The organism is Streptomyces sp. NBC_01294 (assembly GCF_035917235.1).
GTDB classification, from domain to species: Bacteria; Actinomycetota; Actinomycetes; order Streptomycetales; family Streptomycetaceae; genus Streptomyces; species Streptomyces caledonius.
Map to the genome: position 1 here is coordinate 4,307,501 of NZ_CP108423.1, position 14,779 is coordinate 4,322,279.

The window sequence follows — 14,779 nt, forward strand, 5'->3', positions numbered from 1 at the left end:
GGGTAGGGGAGCGTCGTGTGCCGGGTGAAGCAGCAGCGGAAGCTAGTTGTGGACGGTTCACGAGTGAGAATGCAGGCATGAGTAGCGATACACACGTGAGAAACGTGTGCGCCGATTGACTAAGGGTTCCTGGGTCAAGCTGATCTGCCCAGGGTAAGTCGGGACCTAAGGCGAGGCCGACAGGCGTAGTCGATGGACAACCGGTTGATATTCCGGTACCCGCTTTGAAACGCCCAATATCGAATCCTCTAATGCTAAGGCCGTGAAGCCGTTCCGGAGCCTTCGGGCAAGGGAAAGTGGTGGAGCCGCCGATCCAAGGTGGTAGTAGGTAAGCGATGGGGTGACGCAGGAAGGTAGTCCAGCCCGGGCGGTGGTTGTCCCGGGGTAAGGGTGTAGGCCGAGGGGTAGGCAAATCCGTCCCTCATATAAGGCTGAGACCTGATGCCGAGCCGATTGTGGTGAAGTGGATGATCCTATGCTGTCGAGAAAAGCCTCTAGCGAGTTTCATGGCGGCCCGTACCCTAAACCGACTCAGGTGGTCAGGTAGAGAATACCGAGGCGTTCGGGTGAACTATGGTTAAGGAACTCGGCAAAATGCCCCCGTAACTTCGGGAGAAGGGGGGCCATCACTGGTGATCGGATTTACTCCGTGAGCTGGGGGTGGCCGCAGAGACCAGCGAGAAGCGACTGTTTACTAAAAACACAGGTCCGTGCGAAGCCGTAAGGCGATGTATACGGACTGACGCCTGCCCGGTGCTGGAACGTTAAGGGGACCGGTTAGTGCGCTTTCGGGCGTGCGAAGCTGAGAACTTAAGCGCCAGTAAACGGCGGTGGTAACTATAACCATCCTAAGGTAGCGAAATTCCTTGTCGGGTAAGTTCCGACCTGCACGAATGGCGTAACGACTTCTCGACTGTCTCAACCATAGGCCCGGTGAAATTGCACTACGAGTAAAGATGCTCGTTTCGCGCAGCAGGACGGAAAGACCCCGGGACCTTTACTATAGTTTGATATTGGTGTTCGGTTCGGCTTGTGTAGGATAGGTGGGAGACTTTGAAACCCCAACGCCAGTTGGGGTGGAGTCGTCGTTGAAATACCACTCTGGTCGTGCTGGATGTCTAACCTCGGTCCGTGATCCGGATCAGGGACAGTGTCTGATGGGTAGTTTAACTGGGGCGGTTGCCTCCCAAAGAGTAACGGAGGCGCCCAAAGGTTCCCTCAGCCTGGTTGGCAATCAGGTGTTGAGTGTAAGTGCACAAGGGAGCTTGACTGTGAGACCGACGGGTCGAGCAGGGACGAAAGTCGGGACTAGTGATCCGGCGGTGGCTTGTGGAAGCGCCGTCGCTCAACGGATAAAAGGTACCCCGGGGATAACAGGCTGATCTTCCCCAAGAGTCCATATCGACGGGATGGTTTGGCACCTCGATGTCGGCTCGTCGCATCCTGGGGCTGGAGTCGGTCCCAAGGGTTGGGCTGTTCGCCCATTAAAGCGGTACGCGAGCTGGGTTTAGAACGTCGTGAGACAGTTCGGTCCCTATCCGCTGTGCGCGTAGGAATATTGAGAAGGGCTGTCCCTAGTACGAGAGGACCGGGACGGACGAACCTCTGGTGTGCCAGTTGTCCTGCCAAGGGCATGGCTGGTTGGCTACGTTCGGGAGGGATAACCGCTGAAAGCATCTAAGCGGGAAGCCTGCTTCAAGATGAGTATTCCCACCTCCTTGAGAGGGTAAGGCTCCCAGTAGACGACTGGGTTGATAGGCCAGATGTGGAAGCCCGGTAACGGGTGAAGCTGACTGGTACTAATAGGCCGAGGGCTTGTCCTCAGTTGCTCGCGTCCACTGTGTTAGTTCTGAAATAACGAACAGCTGTGTTCATGCCAGCGTTCAAATTTCATAGTGTTTCGGTGGTCATAGCGTTAGGGAAACGCCCGGTTACATTCCGAACCCGGAAGCTAAGCCTTTCAGCGCCGATGGTACTGCAGGGGGGACCCTGTGGGAGAGTAGGACGCCGCCGAACAATCATTGCGGGAAGCCCCGCACCAGACCCTTCGGGGTCCGGTGCGGGGCTTTTCTGCGTTCACCGGAGATTCAGCCGGCCTCCGAAGCGGGCCAGGTAGTGCCAGACGCGCTTGAGGGCCTGTTCGTCATATCGGCCCGTGCGGGCCGCCTCGCCGAGGATGCGGGGTGTCAGCAGGCCTGCTTCGGCGATTTCCGCGCCCAGGTCGACGTACTCCTGGCCGCGGTATTCGGGGTGCCGGCGGAGTTCGGTGACGGTGAGCCGGTAGCCCGGGTGCCATTCGGTCGGGCAGGGGAGCTCGGCGGCTGCGGCCTCGACCTCCGTGTCCCGGTAGCTGGGGTCCAGTACGAGGGCGGCGACGTCGCGTTCGAGCAGGACGGGGGTGTGGACCTGGGCCTCGATGTAGTCGTCCAGGGCGTCCTGGTCGTCGGCCTCGGCCAGGGCGATCAGGGACATGCGTGCCGCGACGCCGAAGGATTCGGGTTCGAGGTAGCTGTCCGGGTAGCAGAAGGTGGTCCGGGGGAGGGCTTCCGGGGTGAGGCGGAAGTGGGCCGAGCCGAAGCGCGGGGCGGCGCCGGCCGGGTGGTGGCGGAAGTTCAAGGCGCCGTAGACCGGGCGGGCTTCGGGTGGGGCGTCGTCGTAGGCGCCGCCGAATATGCGGCTCTCCCACTCCCAGCGTGCGCCGCCCGGGTGGGCGGTGAGACCGCCGTTGCCGGTGCCCGTGACGAACTGGGAGCGGTACAAGCCGTCCTTGGCCAGGGCGGTGAGGATCGGGCGGTCGCCGGACCAGCGGTCGGGGTGGAAGTTCAGGGTCACGGTGAGGCTCGGGTCCATGGGCGGGCCGGCGGAGCGCGACGTGACGTGGTGGAGGGCTTTGACGTGTGGATTCATGGATGAAGTGTGCCTGCCCGGTGGTTAGGATCCGATCATGAGCGAGATCCAGCATGTGATACGTCCGGTTCGCGGTGACGAGTGGGAGCAGGTCAAGGAGCTGCGGATCGCCTCGCTCCACGATGCTGCGGCGCCCATTGCCTTCCTCGACACCGCCGAGCTCGCCGAGGCGCGTCCCGACAGCTTCTGGCAGGAGCGAACCGCCGGCGCCGCTTCGGGGCGGGCCGCGCGGCAGTTCGTGGCCGTCGGGCCCGACGGGGTGTGGAACGGCTCCGCGACCGTGCTCGTCGAGGAGCTCGGCACCACCGATTTCCTGGACCGGGCGATCGAGACGCCCCAGGGGCACGTCGTCGGCGTCTTCGTCCGCGAGGGCCTGCGGGGCACCGGGCTGGCCGAAGAGCTGTTCCGGGCCGGGCTGGAGTGGGCCTGGTCGCTGGAGGATCCCGCGCTGGAACGCGTACGCCTCTATGTGCACGAGCGGAACGAGCGGGCTCAGGCCTTCTACCGGCGCATCGGGTTCCAGGACAGTGGTGTGCGGGTGCCGCTGGAGAGCGATCCGTCCGCCAAGGAGCTGGAGTTCGTGGTCCCGAGGCCTTAGGGCAGGTCCGCGTCGGGCCAGCGGGAGCGGGCCTGTTCGCGGCTGCGGCACAGGGCGAGGAGGGGCAGGGTCTCCTCGGTCAGGAGTTCCGGGAGCTGGGGGATCGGGGCCACGGCGGCCACGTCGTCCAGCACCAGGGAGAGTGGTGGGTCGAGCCGACCGTGGGATGACCGTGCGGCCATGCGGCGGCCGTGCTCGACCACGTGAGAGGCGAGTGCGGTCAGCAAGGGCATCGCACCCGGGTGGGTGCGGGGATCTTCGAGAGGTTCACCCACCAGGTAGAGGCTGCCCCCTTCGCCCAGGAACGAAGCCAGGGTGAGCGAATCCGTTCGGTTGGGATTGCAGGCCTCGCGGATGTGGATCGAGGTCAGGCAGGACAGGGCGCGGGCCGTCAGGTTCTGGGCGAGTTCGCGCCGTTCCGGGTGGGCGGTGAGGGCGCTCTCCAGCTCGCCGGCCGCGCCGGGGGCGGCCCGGGGGTGGGTGCGCAGGATGCGGACCGGGTCCTGGGCGCTGTTGCCCTGGGTCCAGCGGTGCAGTTGCTTGAAGGGGCGGTCGTCCAGCGCCACCGCCTGGAGCCAGCTGCGCAGGAGCGTTTCCGCGGTGTCGGCCACCGCCGCGTCCATCCGGGCCTGGGGGCGTACGGGAGCCAGCAGGGCGATCGCGCGGGCGGCGGCGGTGTCGCGCTCGGCGCAGCCCTCGGCCGGGTTCCAGTGCATGCGGGCCGGGGTGTCGCACAGGTGGGAGGGGTCGTAGAGGAGGACCGGGCCGAGTTTGGCGCGGGCGTCCTTGGTCTCGGCCCAGAGGGTGGGCGAGGAGGTCACGATCAGTGCGGCCCCCTCCGTCTCGCCGATGCGTTGGGCCGCGGCGCGCAGGCGGTCGTTGGGGCCGCCGTAGGTGATGCCGTTCGCCAGCGTAGGGGCGGGCGGGAGGGTGGCGGCGGCTGCCGGCTGGGGTGCGTAGCCGAAGCCGTAGCGGTACGCCTCGTCGCGGGGGCTGCTGTGGATGCTGGGGGCGCCGCCCCCAGACCCCCGCGCCTCAAACGCCGGCGGGGCTGGATGGGCCGGGGCCGTTGCCGGGACCGGCGCCGCCGCTGACGGGGCTGGATGGGCCGGCGCCGCTACGGGCGCGGGCTGGGGTGCGGGCGCCGGTACGGGCGGGGGCTCGTACGGTACGGGGTCCAGGGCGGCCTGTTTGGCCAGGGCGCGGCGGGACTTCGTACGGGCGATCACGCCGATGGCGAAGACGGTCAGGACGAACAGCACCAGGAGCTGGCTGACGAACAGGCCCCAGAACAGGCCCCAGCCCGAGAGGGCCGCCGGGTCGGTGTCGGGCCAGGCCGCCGGGAGGTCGTGCGGCTGCGCTATCAGGGCGCGGACGGCCTCCGGTGTCCGGGTGAAGGTGACGGTGTCGGGCCAGGCGCCCTTGGAGAAGACGGCCGCCAGGCCGGTGGCCGACCAGACGAGGACGGCGAGGCCGAGGAGGAAGGCCAGGAGGCCGACCAGCAGGCCGTCCGGGACGCCGCCGCGCGCTGGGGGCTCCGTACGTCGTGCGTCGTGCATGGTCAGGCCACCGTGGTGGCGGAGCCCGGGCCGTTGCCGCGGTTGCGTTCGATGGACAAGGCGCGTTCCTCCGCCTCGAGTTCGGCGGCGAGCATGTCGTCGGAGAGTCGGATGGGGGCGGAGGACTCGGTCATGGCGCGGTCCGTGAAGACCAGGGGGCGTTCGGCTTCGGTGATCAGGTGTTTGACCACCTGGACGTTGCCGTTGACGTCCCAGACCGCGATGCCGGGGGTGAGGGTCGGGATGATCTCGACGGCCCAGCGGGGCAGGCCGAGGACGCGGCCGGTGGCGCGGGCCTCGTCGGCCTTCTGGGCGTAGATGGTGCGGGTGGAGGCCATCTTGAGGATGGCCGCGGCTTCGCGCGCGGCCGCGCCGTCGACGACGTCGGAGAGGTGGTGGACGACGGCGACGAAGGACAGGCCGAGGCGGCGGCCGAACTTCAGCAGGCGCTGGAACAGCTGGGCGACGAAGGGGCTGTTGATGATGTGCCAGGCCTCTTCGACGAGGAAGATCCGCTTCTTGCGGTCGGGCCTGATCCAGGTGTGCTCCAGCCAGACGCCGACGATCGCCATGAGGATCGGCATCGCGATGGAGTTGCGGTCGATGTGGGAGAGGTCGAAGACGATCAGCGGGGCGTCGAGGTCGATGCCGACGGTCGTCGGGCCGTCGAACATGCCGCGCAGGTCGCCGTCGACGAGGCGGTCGATGACCAAGGCCACGTCGAGGCCCCAGGCCCGGACATCGTCTATGTCGACGTTCATGGCCTCCGCGGACTCGGCCTCGGGGTGGCGCAGCTGCTCGACGATGTCGGTGAGGACCGGCTGGCGGTCGCGGATGGTGTCGACGACGTAGGCGTGGGCGACCTTGAGGGCGAAGCCGGCGCGCTCGTCGAGGCCGTGGCCCATGGCGACTTCGATGATGGTGCGCAGCAGCGCGAGCTGCCCGGTCGTGGTGATCGCCGGGTCGAGCGGGTTGAGGCGGATGCCGTCGTCGTTGGCGGCGATCGGATCCAGGCGGATGGGGGTTATCCCCAGCTGCTGGGCGATCAGGTTCCACTCGCCGACGCCGTCCTCGCCCTGGGCGTCGAGGACGACGACCTGGCGGTCCTTGAAGCGGAGCTGGCGCAGGACGTACGTCTTCTCCAGGGCGGACTTGCCGTTTCCGGATTCGCCGAGGACCAGCCAGTGGGGGGCCGGGAGCTGCTGTCCGTACAGCTGGAAGGGGTCGTAGATGTAGCCCTTGCCGCTGTAGACCTCGCGGCCGATGATGACGCCGGAGTCGCCGAGTCCGGGAGCCGCGGTGGGCAGGTAGACGGCTTGCGCCTGCCCGGTCGAGGTGCGGACGGGCAGGCGCGTGGTTTCGACTTTGCCGAAGAGGAAGCTGGTGAAGGCGTCCGTCAGCGCGGTCATGGGATCTCGCATGGGCGGCACTTCCCTCCAGCTAACGTCGGATGCCGGTGGCGAACGGCAGGGTGTTGACGAAGGCGCGGTGGTGCTCGCGGTCGCACCATTCCAGCTTCAGGTAGGACTTGCCGGCCGAGGCGCGGATCGTCCGCTTGTCGCGGGCGAGGGCTTCCGGCGAACGCGAGGACACCGTGATGTACCCGACCAGGTTGACTCCCGCCGCACCGCTCGCGAGATCTTCACCTCTTTGGTCGAGCCGGCCGTGGGCGGCGATGTCGCGGGGGTCGACGGTCCGGTTCATCTTGGCGGCGCGGGAGGCGTCCGCCTCGTCGTTGGTCTTCTCGGTGAGCATCCGCTCGATGGCCACCTCGGTGGGCTCCAGGTCCATGGTGACGGCGACGGTCCGGATGACGTCCGGGGTGTGGACGAGGAGGGGGGCGAGGAAGTTGACGCCCACGGGCGTCATCGGCCACTCCTTGACCCAGGCGGTGGCGTGGCACCAGGGCGCGCGGGTGGAGGACTCGCGGGTCTTGGCCTGGAGGAAGGTGGGTTCGACCGCGTCGAGCTCGGCCGGCCAGGCGTTGCGCTTGGTCATGGCCTGGATGTGGTCGATGGGGTGGTCCGGGTCGTACATGGAGTGCACGAGGGAGGAGAGGCGGCCCTGGCCCAGCGGCTGGCGGACGCGGATGTCGGCTTCGGCGAGGCGGGCGCAGATGTCGGTGAGCTCGCGGGCCATGACGATGGCGAGGCCGGCGTCGCGGTCGAGCTTGCGGCCCTTGTGGGGGGTGGAGGCGCGGGCGATGGTGTGGGCCTCGGCGGCGAGTTCGCGCGTGTAGTGCATGCAGGCGACGAGGTACGCGCGGTGCTGCTCGGAGGAGGTGGACACCATCGACTGGAGCTGGTCGTAGGACTCGCGCAGCCAGCCGGGGGCCTGGGTGTCGCCGCGCTGGGCCACGTCCTTGGCGTGCGCGTCGGGGTCGGCCGGGAGGGTGCGGGCGAGCATCTGGAGGCGGGTGACGAAGCCGTCGCCGTTGGCCACGTGCTTGAGGAGGGTGCCGAAGCGGTCGACGAGGGCCTCCTGGTCCTCGCTGTCGCGCAGGCCGACGCCGGGGCCCTCGATCTCGATGGCGGCGGTGACGGTGCGGCGGTCGGCGTGGAGGAGGACGGCGATCTCGTCGGGGCCGAAGGGGGCGGCGAGCCAGTTGATCCGGCCGATGCCGGGGGGCGGGCCGACCTCGACCTCGCGGCCGTCGGAGCCGCGGATGCCGGCTTCCATGGCGCCCGAGCGGAACGTCGTGCCGCGCCGCAGGGTCCGCTTGTAGCTGCGGCTGATCTCGAACCAGCGGTAGAAGGTGCGGCCCTTGTAGGGGACGTAGACGGCGGCGAGCGCGATCATGGGGAAGCCGGCGAGGCTGACGATGCGCAGCGTGAGGTCGGGGACGAGCAGTCCGCTCATCATGCCGAAGAACGCCCCGGCGATGATCAGGGCGATCTCGCCGGTCTCGCGGTTCTTGCCGACGATCGCGTTCGGCCGGGCCCGGCCGATGAGATACGTGCGGCGGGGCGCGACCGGGTGCAGCTGGTGGGACTGGGTCGTCAACGCCCGTCACCTCCTGTGTTCCTCGTACTCGAACTCGTGCGGGGTGCGGGTGCGGCGGAGGGGACAGATCCGCCGCCGGCTCCGCCGCCGGAGGTGGGGCGGCTGCTGTGGGCGGCCACGCCTCCGGAGAGGGGGTTGGCGGGGCGGGGCGCGCTGTTGCCGCCGCCGTCGCCTCCGCGGTGGGCGCCGCGGCTGCTGTGGGTCTTGATGCCCTGCGAGACGAGGGAGGCCGGGGAGCTGATGACGGCGGCGGCCTGGGCGCCGTCGGTGGCCTTGCTGCGGTTGGAGCGGGCGGAGGCGATCTCGTCGCCGAAGCCGGGGACGAAGCGGTAGATCATCGCGGAGGCGAAGATCGCCAGCAGGATGATGGCGAGGCCGGTGACGACGGCGGAGAAGGCGTTCGGGCCCTTTTCGCCGGTCAGGGCCCCGGCGAGGCCGAGGACGATGACGATGACCGGCTTCACGAGGATGACGGCGATCATGATGCCGGCCCAGCGGCGGACGTGGCCCCAGAGGTTGCGGTCGACGAGCCCCGAGTAGACGACGACGCCGAGGAGGGCGCCGACGTAGAGGAGGGCGGCCCGGATGAAGAGCTCCAGGTAGAGCACGCCGGCGGCGAGGACGGTGACGAGCGAGACGACGATCAGCATGATCGGGCCGCCGCCGATGTCGTCGCCCTTCTTGAGGGCTTCGGAGAACGAGCCGAAGAAGACGTCCGTCTGGCCGCCGGTGGCGGAGGCGATGACCTCGGTGACGCCGTCGGTGGCGGAGACGACGGTGTAGAGGATGAGGGGGGTGAAGGCGGAGGCGAGGACCGTGAGCCATAGGAAGCCGATGGCTTCGGACATGGCGGTGGTCAGGGGGACGCCGCGGACGGCGCGCTTGGCGACGGCGAAGAGCCAGAGGACGAGGGTGAGGATGGTGGAGGCGGCGAAGACGACGGAGTACTGCTTGAGGAAGGTCGGGTTGGTGAAGTCGACTTCTGCCGGGCCCTTGACCGCTTCGCTGAGCTTGGTGACGATCCAGGCGGCGGCGTCCGCGCAGCCGCGGGCGAGGGAGGCGAGGGGGTTGAGGGCGTCGGCCGGGTCGCTGGGCGCCAGGCCCGTGCGGGGGGCTCCGCCGCCGGATTCGCCGCGCTCGCAGTACTCCCTCGCGGGGCCGGCGATGAGCGAGCAGGGGTCCTGGCTCGTGCTCGGAGTGGGGGTAGGGCTCGGGGTCGGCGCGGCCGTCGCGCGCGCCGCGAACAGAACGACGGCGGTCTGGAGGACCACGGTGGCGGCGCCGATCCTTCGGAGCGGGAGCCGGTGGTTACCGGGCATACGTGAACCCTCCGAATTCGGTGACCGCGCTGCCGATCTCGTCGGAGGTGGACACGGGAATGTCGCCGCTGACCGGTGTGGGGCCGTCCTTCTGTGAGGTGTCGACGACCTTCCAGTCGGAGCCGTTCCACTTGAGCGTCATCGAGATCGTGAACCAGCCGTTGGTGACGGGACGGGTGGACTTCTCGCCGGTCAGGCCGAACATGCCGATGCACCACACGTCGACCGAGGCGGACCCGCCGGCGAAGTTCTTCACCTTGGTCCCGGCCGGAACGGTCCGGTTGACGAAGGTGGAGCCCGCGGGTGCCAGACCGTCCTTCGTGAGCCCGATCTGCGCGAGCAGTCCGGCCGAATAGTCGGCGTCGAACCCGGACTGGAGTTTCGTCCGGCTGCCTTCCTCCGCGATCGCGTCGACGATGGCGCGGCGTCTTGCCGAGTTGAACATGCCGTCAGAACCCAAGGCCACGGCGTAGTTGGCCGCGGCTGACTGGGCGCCCTGCTGGTCCTGGGCGAAGCCGGAGGGTACGCCGCCGTTCTTCTCCGTCACCGGGGTGGTGCCGGTCGGCGCGGTGGAGGAGGCAGTCGGGGGGGTGTCCGAGGCCTCGGTCGCCGGGGTGTCCGGGGACTGGTTCGCGAAGGCGATGGCGGCGATGAGGAGGACCACCACGCCGACCACCGTGACCAGGCTGCGGGCGGTGCGCGGGGGGCGGCGGGTGGGGCCGTACGGGTCGGATGGGGAGTCCGGGAGGCGGGTGCGGGTCTGGCCCGTGCCGCCGACCTCGCCGTGGCCGCCGCCGTACTGGTCGTCGTTGCTCATTCCGTGTCGGCCCCCTCCGCGTCGTACGACGGTAGTGCTGGTTCCCGCGTAGGTGCGGTGTGGTGAGTCCTCATCAGGTACGGCCGCAGTGGCCCGGCTAGACGGCCATTCCGTAGACGATCGTGAAGAGGGTGCCGAGGGAGCCGATGATGAAGACGCCCGTGAGGCCGGCCACGATCAGGCCCTTGCCCTGTTCCGCGCTGAACGTGTCGCGCAGGGCGGTCGCGCCGATGCGCTGTTTGGCCGCGCCCCAGATGGCGATGCCGAGGCAGAGGAGGATCGCCACGGCCATGACCACCTCGATCATGACCTTCGCTTCATTGCCGAGACTGCCGAAAGGCCCCCAGTTCGGGGCGATTCCGCCGATGATGGTGGTGATGTCGCCCTTTTCGGCTGCCAGGATCATGTAACTCACCGCCCCTGTATGGGTAGTTCCGGTCGCCCTCTGCCCGACGGCAGGGGTCACGCACTATCTTCGCTGATGAAACCGCTGCCGTCGTCGACTTGACGGCTCTCTTTACCCGATCTCGCGGCCCGCGCTCCGCCTCCGCGCTCTGACCTGGGCAGGTGCGGTGTGTATGCGCAAGAACGTGCGGTCACTCTGTGTATCACGGGGGGTGACGCCGGGCAATGATTGTCGTCTCGGCGTACGGGGGGTGGGGTGAGGGGCCGCCGTTCGGAGCAGTGCGGTCGCGTGTCGTTGGGCCAGCCCGCCGACATCTGACCGATGATCCGTCAGTCGTACGCGGAGTGGGCGGGGTTTGGCGCCGGGCGCTGTCAGAGGGGTGCGGCAGGCTGGAGAACATGACGACTCCATGGACTCTCGCGGACCTCGAGGCGGCCATCCGGGCGGGATGGTCGGCCGAGACCAGCGAGCCGGCCAACATCAGCAGGGTGCCGTGGACTCCCGAGAACCCGGCGTGGGGGCAATGTGACATCACCGCCCTGGTCGTACAGGACCTCGTGGGCGGGGAGCTGGTGCTGGGCGAGGTGTTCCACGACGGCCGGCCGGAGGGCTGCCACTGGTGGAACCTGCTGCCCGGCGGCATCCGCGTCGATCTGACGCGGGAGCAGTTCCGGCGGGGTGAGACGGTCACCCCCGGGCGGGTCGTGGAGCGGCCGGGCGGGCGGCTGCGCAGGCGCTGGGAGGAGTACCAGCTGCTGCGGCAGCGGGTCATCGAGAAGCTGGGGCCGTTGCCGGGGCGGCTGGTGACGCAGGACGGGCGTCGGCTCGCCTATACGGACTTCGGGGGGTCGGGGGCGCCGCTCCTCGCGCTGCACGGGCACTTCCAGGACGGGGCGGCCTTCGAGGGGCTGGCCCGGGAGGTGGGTCCGGCGTGGCGGGTGATCGCCCTGGACCAGCGCGGGCACGGGGAGTCCGACCGGGCGGGGGAGTACACGCGGGACGGGTACGTCGCGGACGCGGCAGCCGTGCTGGAGCACGTGGGGCTGGGGCCTGCGGTGGTACTGGGGCACTCGCTGGGCGGGGTGAACGCGTACCAGCTCGCGGCGAGGCGGCCGGAACTGGTGCGGGCGGTGGTGGTCGAGGACATCGGGGCGGTGGTCGACGGCGACCTGTCCTTCGCGCGGGAGTGGCCGAGGCGGGCGGCGACCCGGGCCAGGTTCCTGGCGGGGTTGGGGAGTGCGGCGCCGCATCTGGAGGGGTCGGTGCGGGAGTACGCGGACGGGTGGGGGCCCGTGTTCGAGGTGGAGGACATGGTGGAGTCCCAGCGGGGGCTGAACGGGGACCACTGGGGGGACTGGCTGCGGGTGCGGAGGCCGACGCTGTTGGTGCGGGGGGATCGGAGCGGGGTGCTGTCGGCGGAGCATGCGCGGGAGATGACGGTGCGGAGGGCGGGGGTGCGGTTGGTGGAGTTGCCGGCGGGGCATGCGGTGCGGGTGGGGGATGCGGAGGGGTTTTTTGCCGCCGTGCGGGGGTTTTTGGCGCGGGTCTGACCTTAGGGGTTGGGCGGGCGGGTGCGGCGCCGTTGCCGGGGGCGCTGCCCCCGGACCCCCGCGCCTCAAACGCCGGCGAGGCTGGAAGTGGCCGGCGAGGCTGGAAGTGGCCGGCGGGGCTGGATTTGCCAGGCCGGCTGGATGAGGGTGTTAGGTCCAGTGGGTGGGGTGGGTGAGGGTGGGGGGGATTTGGGTGGTGGGGTTGCCCTGGGCTGCGTTCAGTTGGGGCTGGGTGAGGAAGATGGCGTTGCGGAGGTCTGCGCCGCGGAGGTTGGCGTCGCGGAAGTCCGCGCCGATCAGGTCGGCCGTGCGGAGGTCGGCGCGGGTGAGGTCTGCGGCGATGAGGTAGGCGCCGCGGAGGTTCGCGCCGCGCAGGTTCGCGCCGGAGAGGCGTGCGCCCATCAGGTCGGCGCCGCGGTGGTTCTTCTTGCGGCCCGGCACCTTGGCCCGTACGAGCTCGCTGGTCTTCAGGAGCAGGGTGTTGATGTTCTGGCGGAGCGCGGTGACGTCGAGATTCCCGAGGGCCTGTTCGTCGGCGCGCGTCCATTGTTCCGTTTCCGCGAGCGCGTGGCGCAGGTCCGCGTGGACCGGGGCGGCGTCCGGGAGGGTCAGGGCCTGGCTGACGTAGAAGAGCAGCTCGTGCAGCTGTCGCATCACCGGGAAGACGTCGTACATCGTGCGGGCCGTGCCGGGGTGGGTGCGCCAGTCGCGGCCGCCGAAGGTGACCTGGGAGACCTGCTGGCCCGCGCCGAAGCAGTCGAAGACGGTGCAGCCCTGGAAGCCCTTGTCGCGCAGCCGGGTGTGGATGCCGCAGCGGAAGTCCTGCTGGAGGTTCTTGCAGGGGGTTCCGGCGGGCTTGTTCACGGCGAAGTCGCTGGACTTGGCGAAGGGGAGGGCCACGCAGCAGAGCGCGAAGCAGTTCGCGCAGTCGGCCTGCAGGACGGGCAGGACGGGCAGGACGGGCAGGTCGGGCAGGTTCGCGGCGGGGGCGGTGGGGGCATTGGGGGTGGCAGGGGTACTCGGCACGTGTCCATTGTTACCGGTTGGAGGGGGGAGTCGTATTTCCCGGCAGGGGTTGATCCGGGAGGGGGACATGGTGAGCATCGCCGTATGACAGAAGTGATCGCAGTCGCCGTCATTACCCTGCTCGCCGTGATCAGTCCGGGTGCGGACTTCGCCATGGTGGTGCGCAACAGCTATCTCTACGGGCGGCCCACCGGGCTGTTCGCGGCCGCCGGGGTCGCGGCCGGCGTCCTGGTGCACGTCTCGTACACGATGCTCGGGGTCGGTCTGCTGATCGCCTCCTCCACCACGCTGTTCACCGTGATCAAGCTGGCGGGTGCGGCCTATCTGGTGTGGATCGGGATACGGACCTTCCGGGCGCGGGCCGAGGTGACCGTGGACCTGGAGTCGAAGCCGCAGCTGACCCGGCTGGGGGCGATGCGGTCGGGGTTCCTGACCAATGTGCTCAACCCGAAGACGACGCTGTTCGTGGTGTCGACCTTCACGCAGGTGGTCAACCCGGACACGCCGCTGTGGCAGCAGGCGGGCTACGGGCTGTTCATGTCGGCGGCGCACCTGGGCTGGTTCGCGGCGGTGGCGCTGTTCTTCTCCGTCTCCCGGCTGCGCGACCGGATGCTGAAGGCGCAGAAGACGCTGAACCGGGCCATCGGGTCGGTGCTGGTGGGGCTGGGGGTGGGTCTGGGGTTCGCCCGTTGAGCGGCGATGCGGGGCTGGTGCCGCTGGTTACCTCTCGGTAGCGTGCAAGGCATGGGCGCTGGCGAGGGATTCTTCGAACGACTGGATGCCGGGCGGTTCGCCGCCACCGAGAACACGCGCGGGCCGTGGGACCCGGGCTCGCAGCACGCCGGGCCGCCGGCCGCGCTGCTCGGGCGGGCCGTCGAGGAGCGGCCGGGTGCGCGCACGGACATGCGGATCGCCCGGATCACGTACGAGATCCTGCGCCCGGTCCCGATCGGCGAGCTGGAGATCACCACCAGTGTGCTCCGGGCCGGGCGCAGCACCGAGGTCGTCGAGGCTGCCCTCGCCCCGGCGGGCGCCGCGCCGGTGATGCTGGCGAGGGCCCTGCGGATCCGTGTCGACGAGGAGTCCGTGCCGGCCGTGGCGCCGGGCCCGCAGCTGCCGACGCCGGGGGAGGTGGAGGTGACGCCGTTCTTCCCGGTGCCGTGGGAGACCGGCTACCACTCGGCTATGGAGACCCGGTTCACCGAGGGGGCCTTCGTCGAGCCGGGTCCCGGCACCTGCTGGATGCGGATGAAGGTGCCGCTCGTCGCCGGGGAGGACATCCGGCCGCTGGACCGGGTGCTGATCGCCGCCGACTCGGGCAACGGCATCAGCGCGGTGATGGACTTCGGGCGCTACGTCTTCATCAACGGTGACCTGACCGTTCACCTCCACCGCCACCCGGTGGGCGAGTGGGCGTGCGTGGAGGCCCGTACGAGCGTGGACGCCGCCGGGATCGGACTCGCGGACGCGCTGCTGCACGACGAGAAGGGGCCGATCGGGCGGAGCGCGCAGAGCCTCTTCGTCGCGCCCCGGTAGCCGCGGCCGCGCGGTCCCTGGTAGCGGCGGCCGCGCGGCGCACGGAGGAGGCGGGCCA

General features: G+C 69.3%; 12 protein-coding genes and 2 rRNA genes (1 of these 14 only partly in view). 6 read left to right on the forward strand and 8 right to left on the reverse strand.

All coding sequences use genetic code 11. From position 1 onward, the window contains the following. Both OG534_RS19500 and rrf read left to right on the forward strand, forming a co-directional pair. Positions 1 to 1,823 (forward strand): 23S ribosomal RNA (locus tag OG534_RS19500) (it extends 1,301 nt beyond the left edge of the window). 76 nt (positions 1,824 to 1,899) lie between these two features. Continuing rightward, positions 1,900 to 2,016, forward strand: a 5S ribosomal RNA gene (gene rrf, locus OG534_RS19505). Between the two features lie 60 nt (positions 2,017 to 2,076). On the opposite strand, the gene OG534_RS19510 is transcribed toward rrf, so the two are convergent. Further along, positions 2,077 to 2,907: a DUF3626 domain-containing protein gene (locus OG534_RS19510; protein WP_326589356.1), complete on the reverse strand. Its 831-nt coding sequence runs from the start codon at positions 2,905 to 2,907 to the stop codon at positions 2,077 to 2,079. 46 nt (positions 2,908 to 2,953) lie between these two features. Here OG534_RS19510 and OG534_RS19515 point away from each other — a divergent pair, with 46 nt between their 5' ends. Continuing rightward, on the forward strand, positions 2,954 to 3,505 hold the full coding sequence (locus tag OG534_RS19515; RefSeq protein ID WP_326593706.1) for a GNAT family N-acetyltransferase: 552 nt from the start codon (positions 2,954 to 2,956) through the stop codon (positions 3,503 to 3,505). Here OG534_RS19515 and OG534_RS19520 read toward each other — a convergent pair. The 6 genes from OG534_RS19520 to OG534_RS19545 all read right to left on the reverse strand — a co-directional run bounded on the left by OG534_RS19520 (position 3,502) and on the right by OG534_RS19545 (position 10,609). After that, entirely contained in the window at positions 3,502 to 5,064 is a 1,563-nt protein-coding gene (locus OG534_RS19520; RefSeq protein ID WP_326589357.1) for a type VI secretion protein, read from the reverse strand. The genes OG534_RS19515 and OG534_RS19520 overlap by 4 nt on opposite strands. A gap of 2 nt (positions 5,065 to 5,066) precedes the next feature. Continuing rightward, entirely contained in the window at positions 5,067 to 6,485 is a 1,419-nt protein-coding gene (locus OG534_RS19525; RefSeq protein WP_326589359.1) for an ATP-binding protein, read from the reverse strand. Between the two features lie 19 nt (positions 6,486 to 6,504). Beyond that, a complete protein-coding gene (locus OG534_RS19530) occupies positions 6,505 to 8,067 on the reverse strand; it encodes an SCO6880 family protein (protein WP_326589361.1) in 1,563 nt (520 codons plus the stop codon). Next, positions 8,064 to 9,386, reverse strand: a complete 1,323-nt coding sequence (locus OG534_RS19535) for a hypothetical protein (RefSeq protein WP_326589362.1) — start codon at positions 9,384 to 9,386, stop codon at positions 8,064 to 8,066. Before OG534_RS19535 ends, OG534_RS19530 begins: the two co-directional genes overlap by 4 nt. Further along, positions 9,376 to 10,203 (reverse strand): hypothetical protein, encoded by an 828-nt coding sequence (locus OG534_RS19540; RefSeq protein ID WP_326589363.1) that lies wholly within the window; start codon positions 10,201 to 10,203, stop codon positions 9,376 to 9,378. Before OG534_RS19540 ends, OG534_RS19535 begins: the two co-directional genes overlap by 11 nt. Positions 10,204 to 10,300: 97 nt before the next feature. Beyond that, entirely contained in the window at positions 10,301 to 10,609 is a 309-nt protein-coding gene (locus OG534_RS19545) for a hypothetical protein (RefSeq protein WP_008742356.1), read from the reverse strand. 398 nt (positions 10,610 to 11,007) lie between these two features. Here OG534_RS19545 and OG534_RS19550 point away from each other — a divergent pair, with 398 nt between their 5' ends. Then, on the forward strand, positions 11,008 to 12,159 hold the full coding sequence (locus tag OG534_RS19550) for an alpha/beta fold hydrolase (RefSeq protein WP_326589364.1): 1,152 nt from the start codon (positions 11,008 to 11,010) through the stop codon (positions 12,157 to 12,159). A gap of 150 nt (positions 12,160 to 12,309) precedes the next feature. On the opposite strand, the gene OG534_RS19555 is transcribed toward OG534_RS19550, so the two are convergent. Then, a complete protein-coding gene (locus tag OG534_RS19555; RefSeq protein ID WP_326593708.1) occupies positions 12,310 to 13,134 on the reverse strand; it encodes a pentapeptide repeat-containing protein in 825 nt (274 codons plus the stop codon). Positions 13,135 to 13,269: 135 nt separating this feature from the next. On the opposite strand from OG534_RS19555, the gene OG534_RS19560 reads away from it, so the two are divergent. Both OG534_RS19560 and OG534_RS19565 read left to right on the forward strand, forming a co-directional pair. Next, positions 13,270 to 13,878 carry a LysE family translocator gene (locus OG534_RS19560; protein ID WP_326589365.1) on the forward strand — a complete coding sequence of 203 codons (609 nt, stop codon included), beginning with the start codon at positions 13,270 to 13,272 and terminating at the stop codon, positions 13,876 to 13,878. A 51-nt stretch (positions 13,879 to 13,929) separates the two neighbouring features. After that, entirely contained in the window at positions 13,930 to 14,721 is a 792-nt protein-coding gene (locus OG534_RS19565) for a thioesterase family protein (RefSeq protein WP_326589367.1), read from the forward strand. Positions 14,722 to 14,779 lie beyond the last annotated feature (58 nt).

Coding starts and splice junctions, on each gene's coding strand:
- OG534_RS19510 (WP_326589356.1), bottom strand. CDS start 2,907: ATGAATCCACACGTCAAAGCCCTCCACCACGTCACGTCGCGCTCCGCC.
- OG534_RS19520 (WP_326589357.1), bottom strand. CDS start 5,064: ATGCACGACGCACGACGTACGGAGCCCCCAGCGCGCGGCGGCGTCCCG.
- OG534_RS19525 (WP_326589359.1), bottom strand. CDS start 6,485: ATGCGAGATCCCATGACCGCGCTGACGGACGCCTTCACCAGCTTCCTC.
- OG534_RS19535 (WP_326589362.1), bottom strand. CDS start 9,386: ATGCCCGGTAACCACCGGCTCCCGCTCCGAAGGATCGGCGCCGCCACC.
- OG534_RS19540 (WP_326589363.1), bottom strand. CDS start 10,203: ATGAGCAACGACGACCAGTACGGCGGCGGCCACGGCGAGGTCGGCGGC.
- OG534_RS19545 (WP_008742356.1), bottom strand. CDS start 10,609: ATGATCCTGGCAGCCGAAAAGGGCGACATCACCACCATCATCGGCGGA.
- OG534_RS19550 (WP_326589364.1), top strand. CDS start 11,008: ATGACGACTCCATGGACTCTCGCGGACCTCGAGGCGGCCATCCGGGCG.
- OG534_RS19560 (WP_326589365.1), top strand. CDS start 13,270: ATGACAGAAGTGATCGCAGTCGCCGTCATTACCCTGCTCGCCGTGATC.
- OG534_RS19565 (WP_326589367.1), top strand. CDS start 13,930: ATGGGCGCTGGCGAGGGATTCTTCGAACGACTGGATGCCGGGCGGTTC.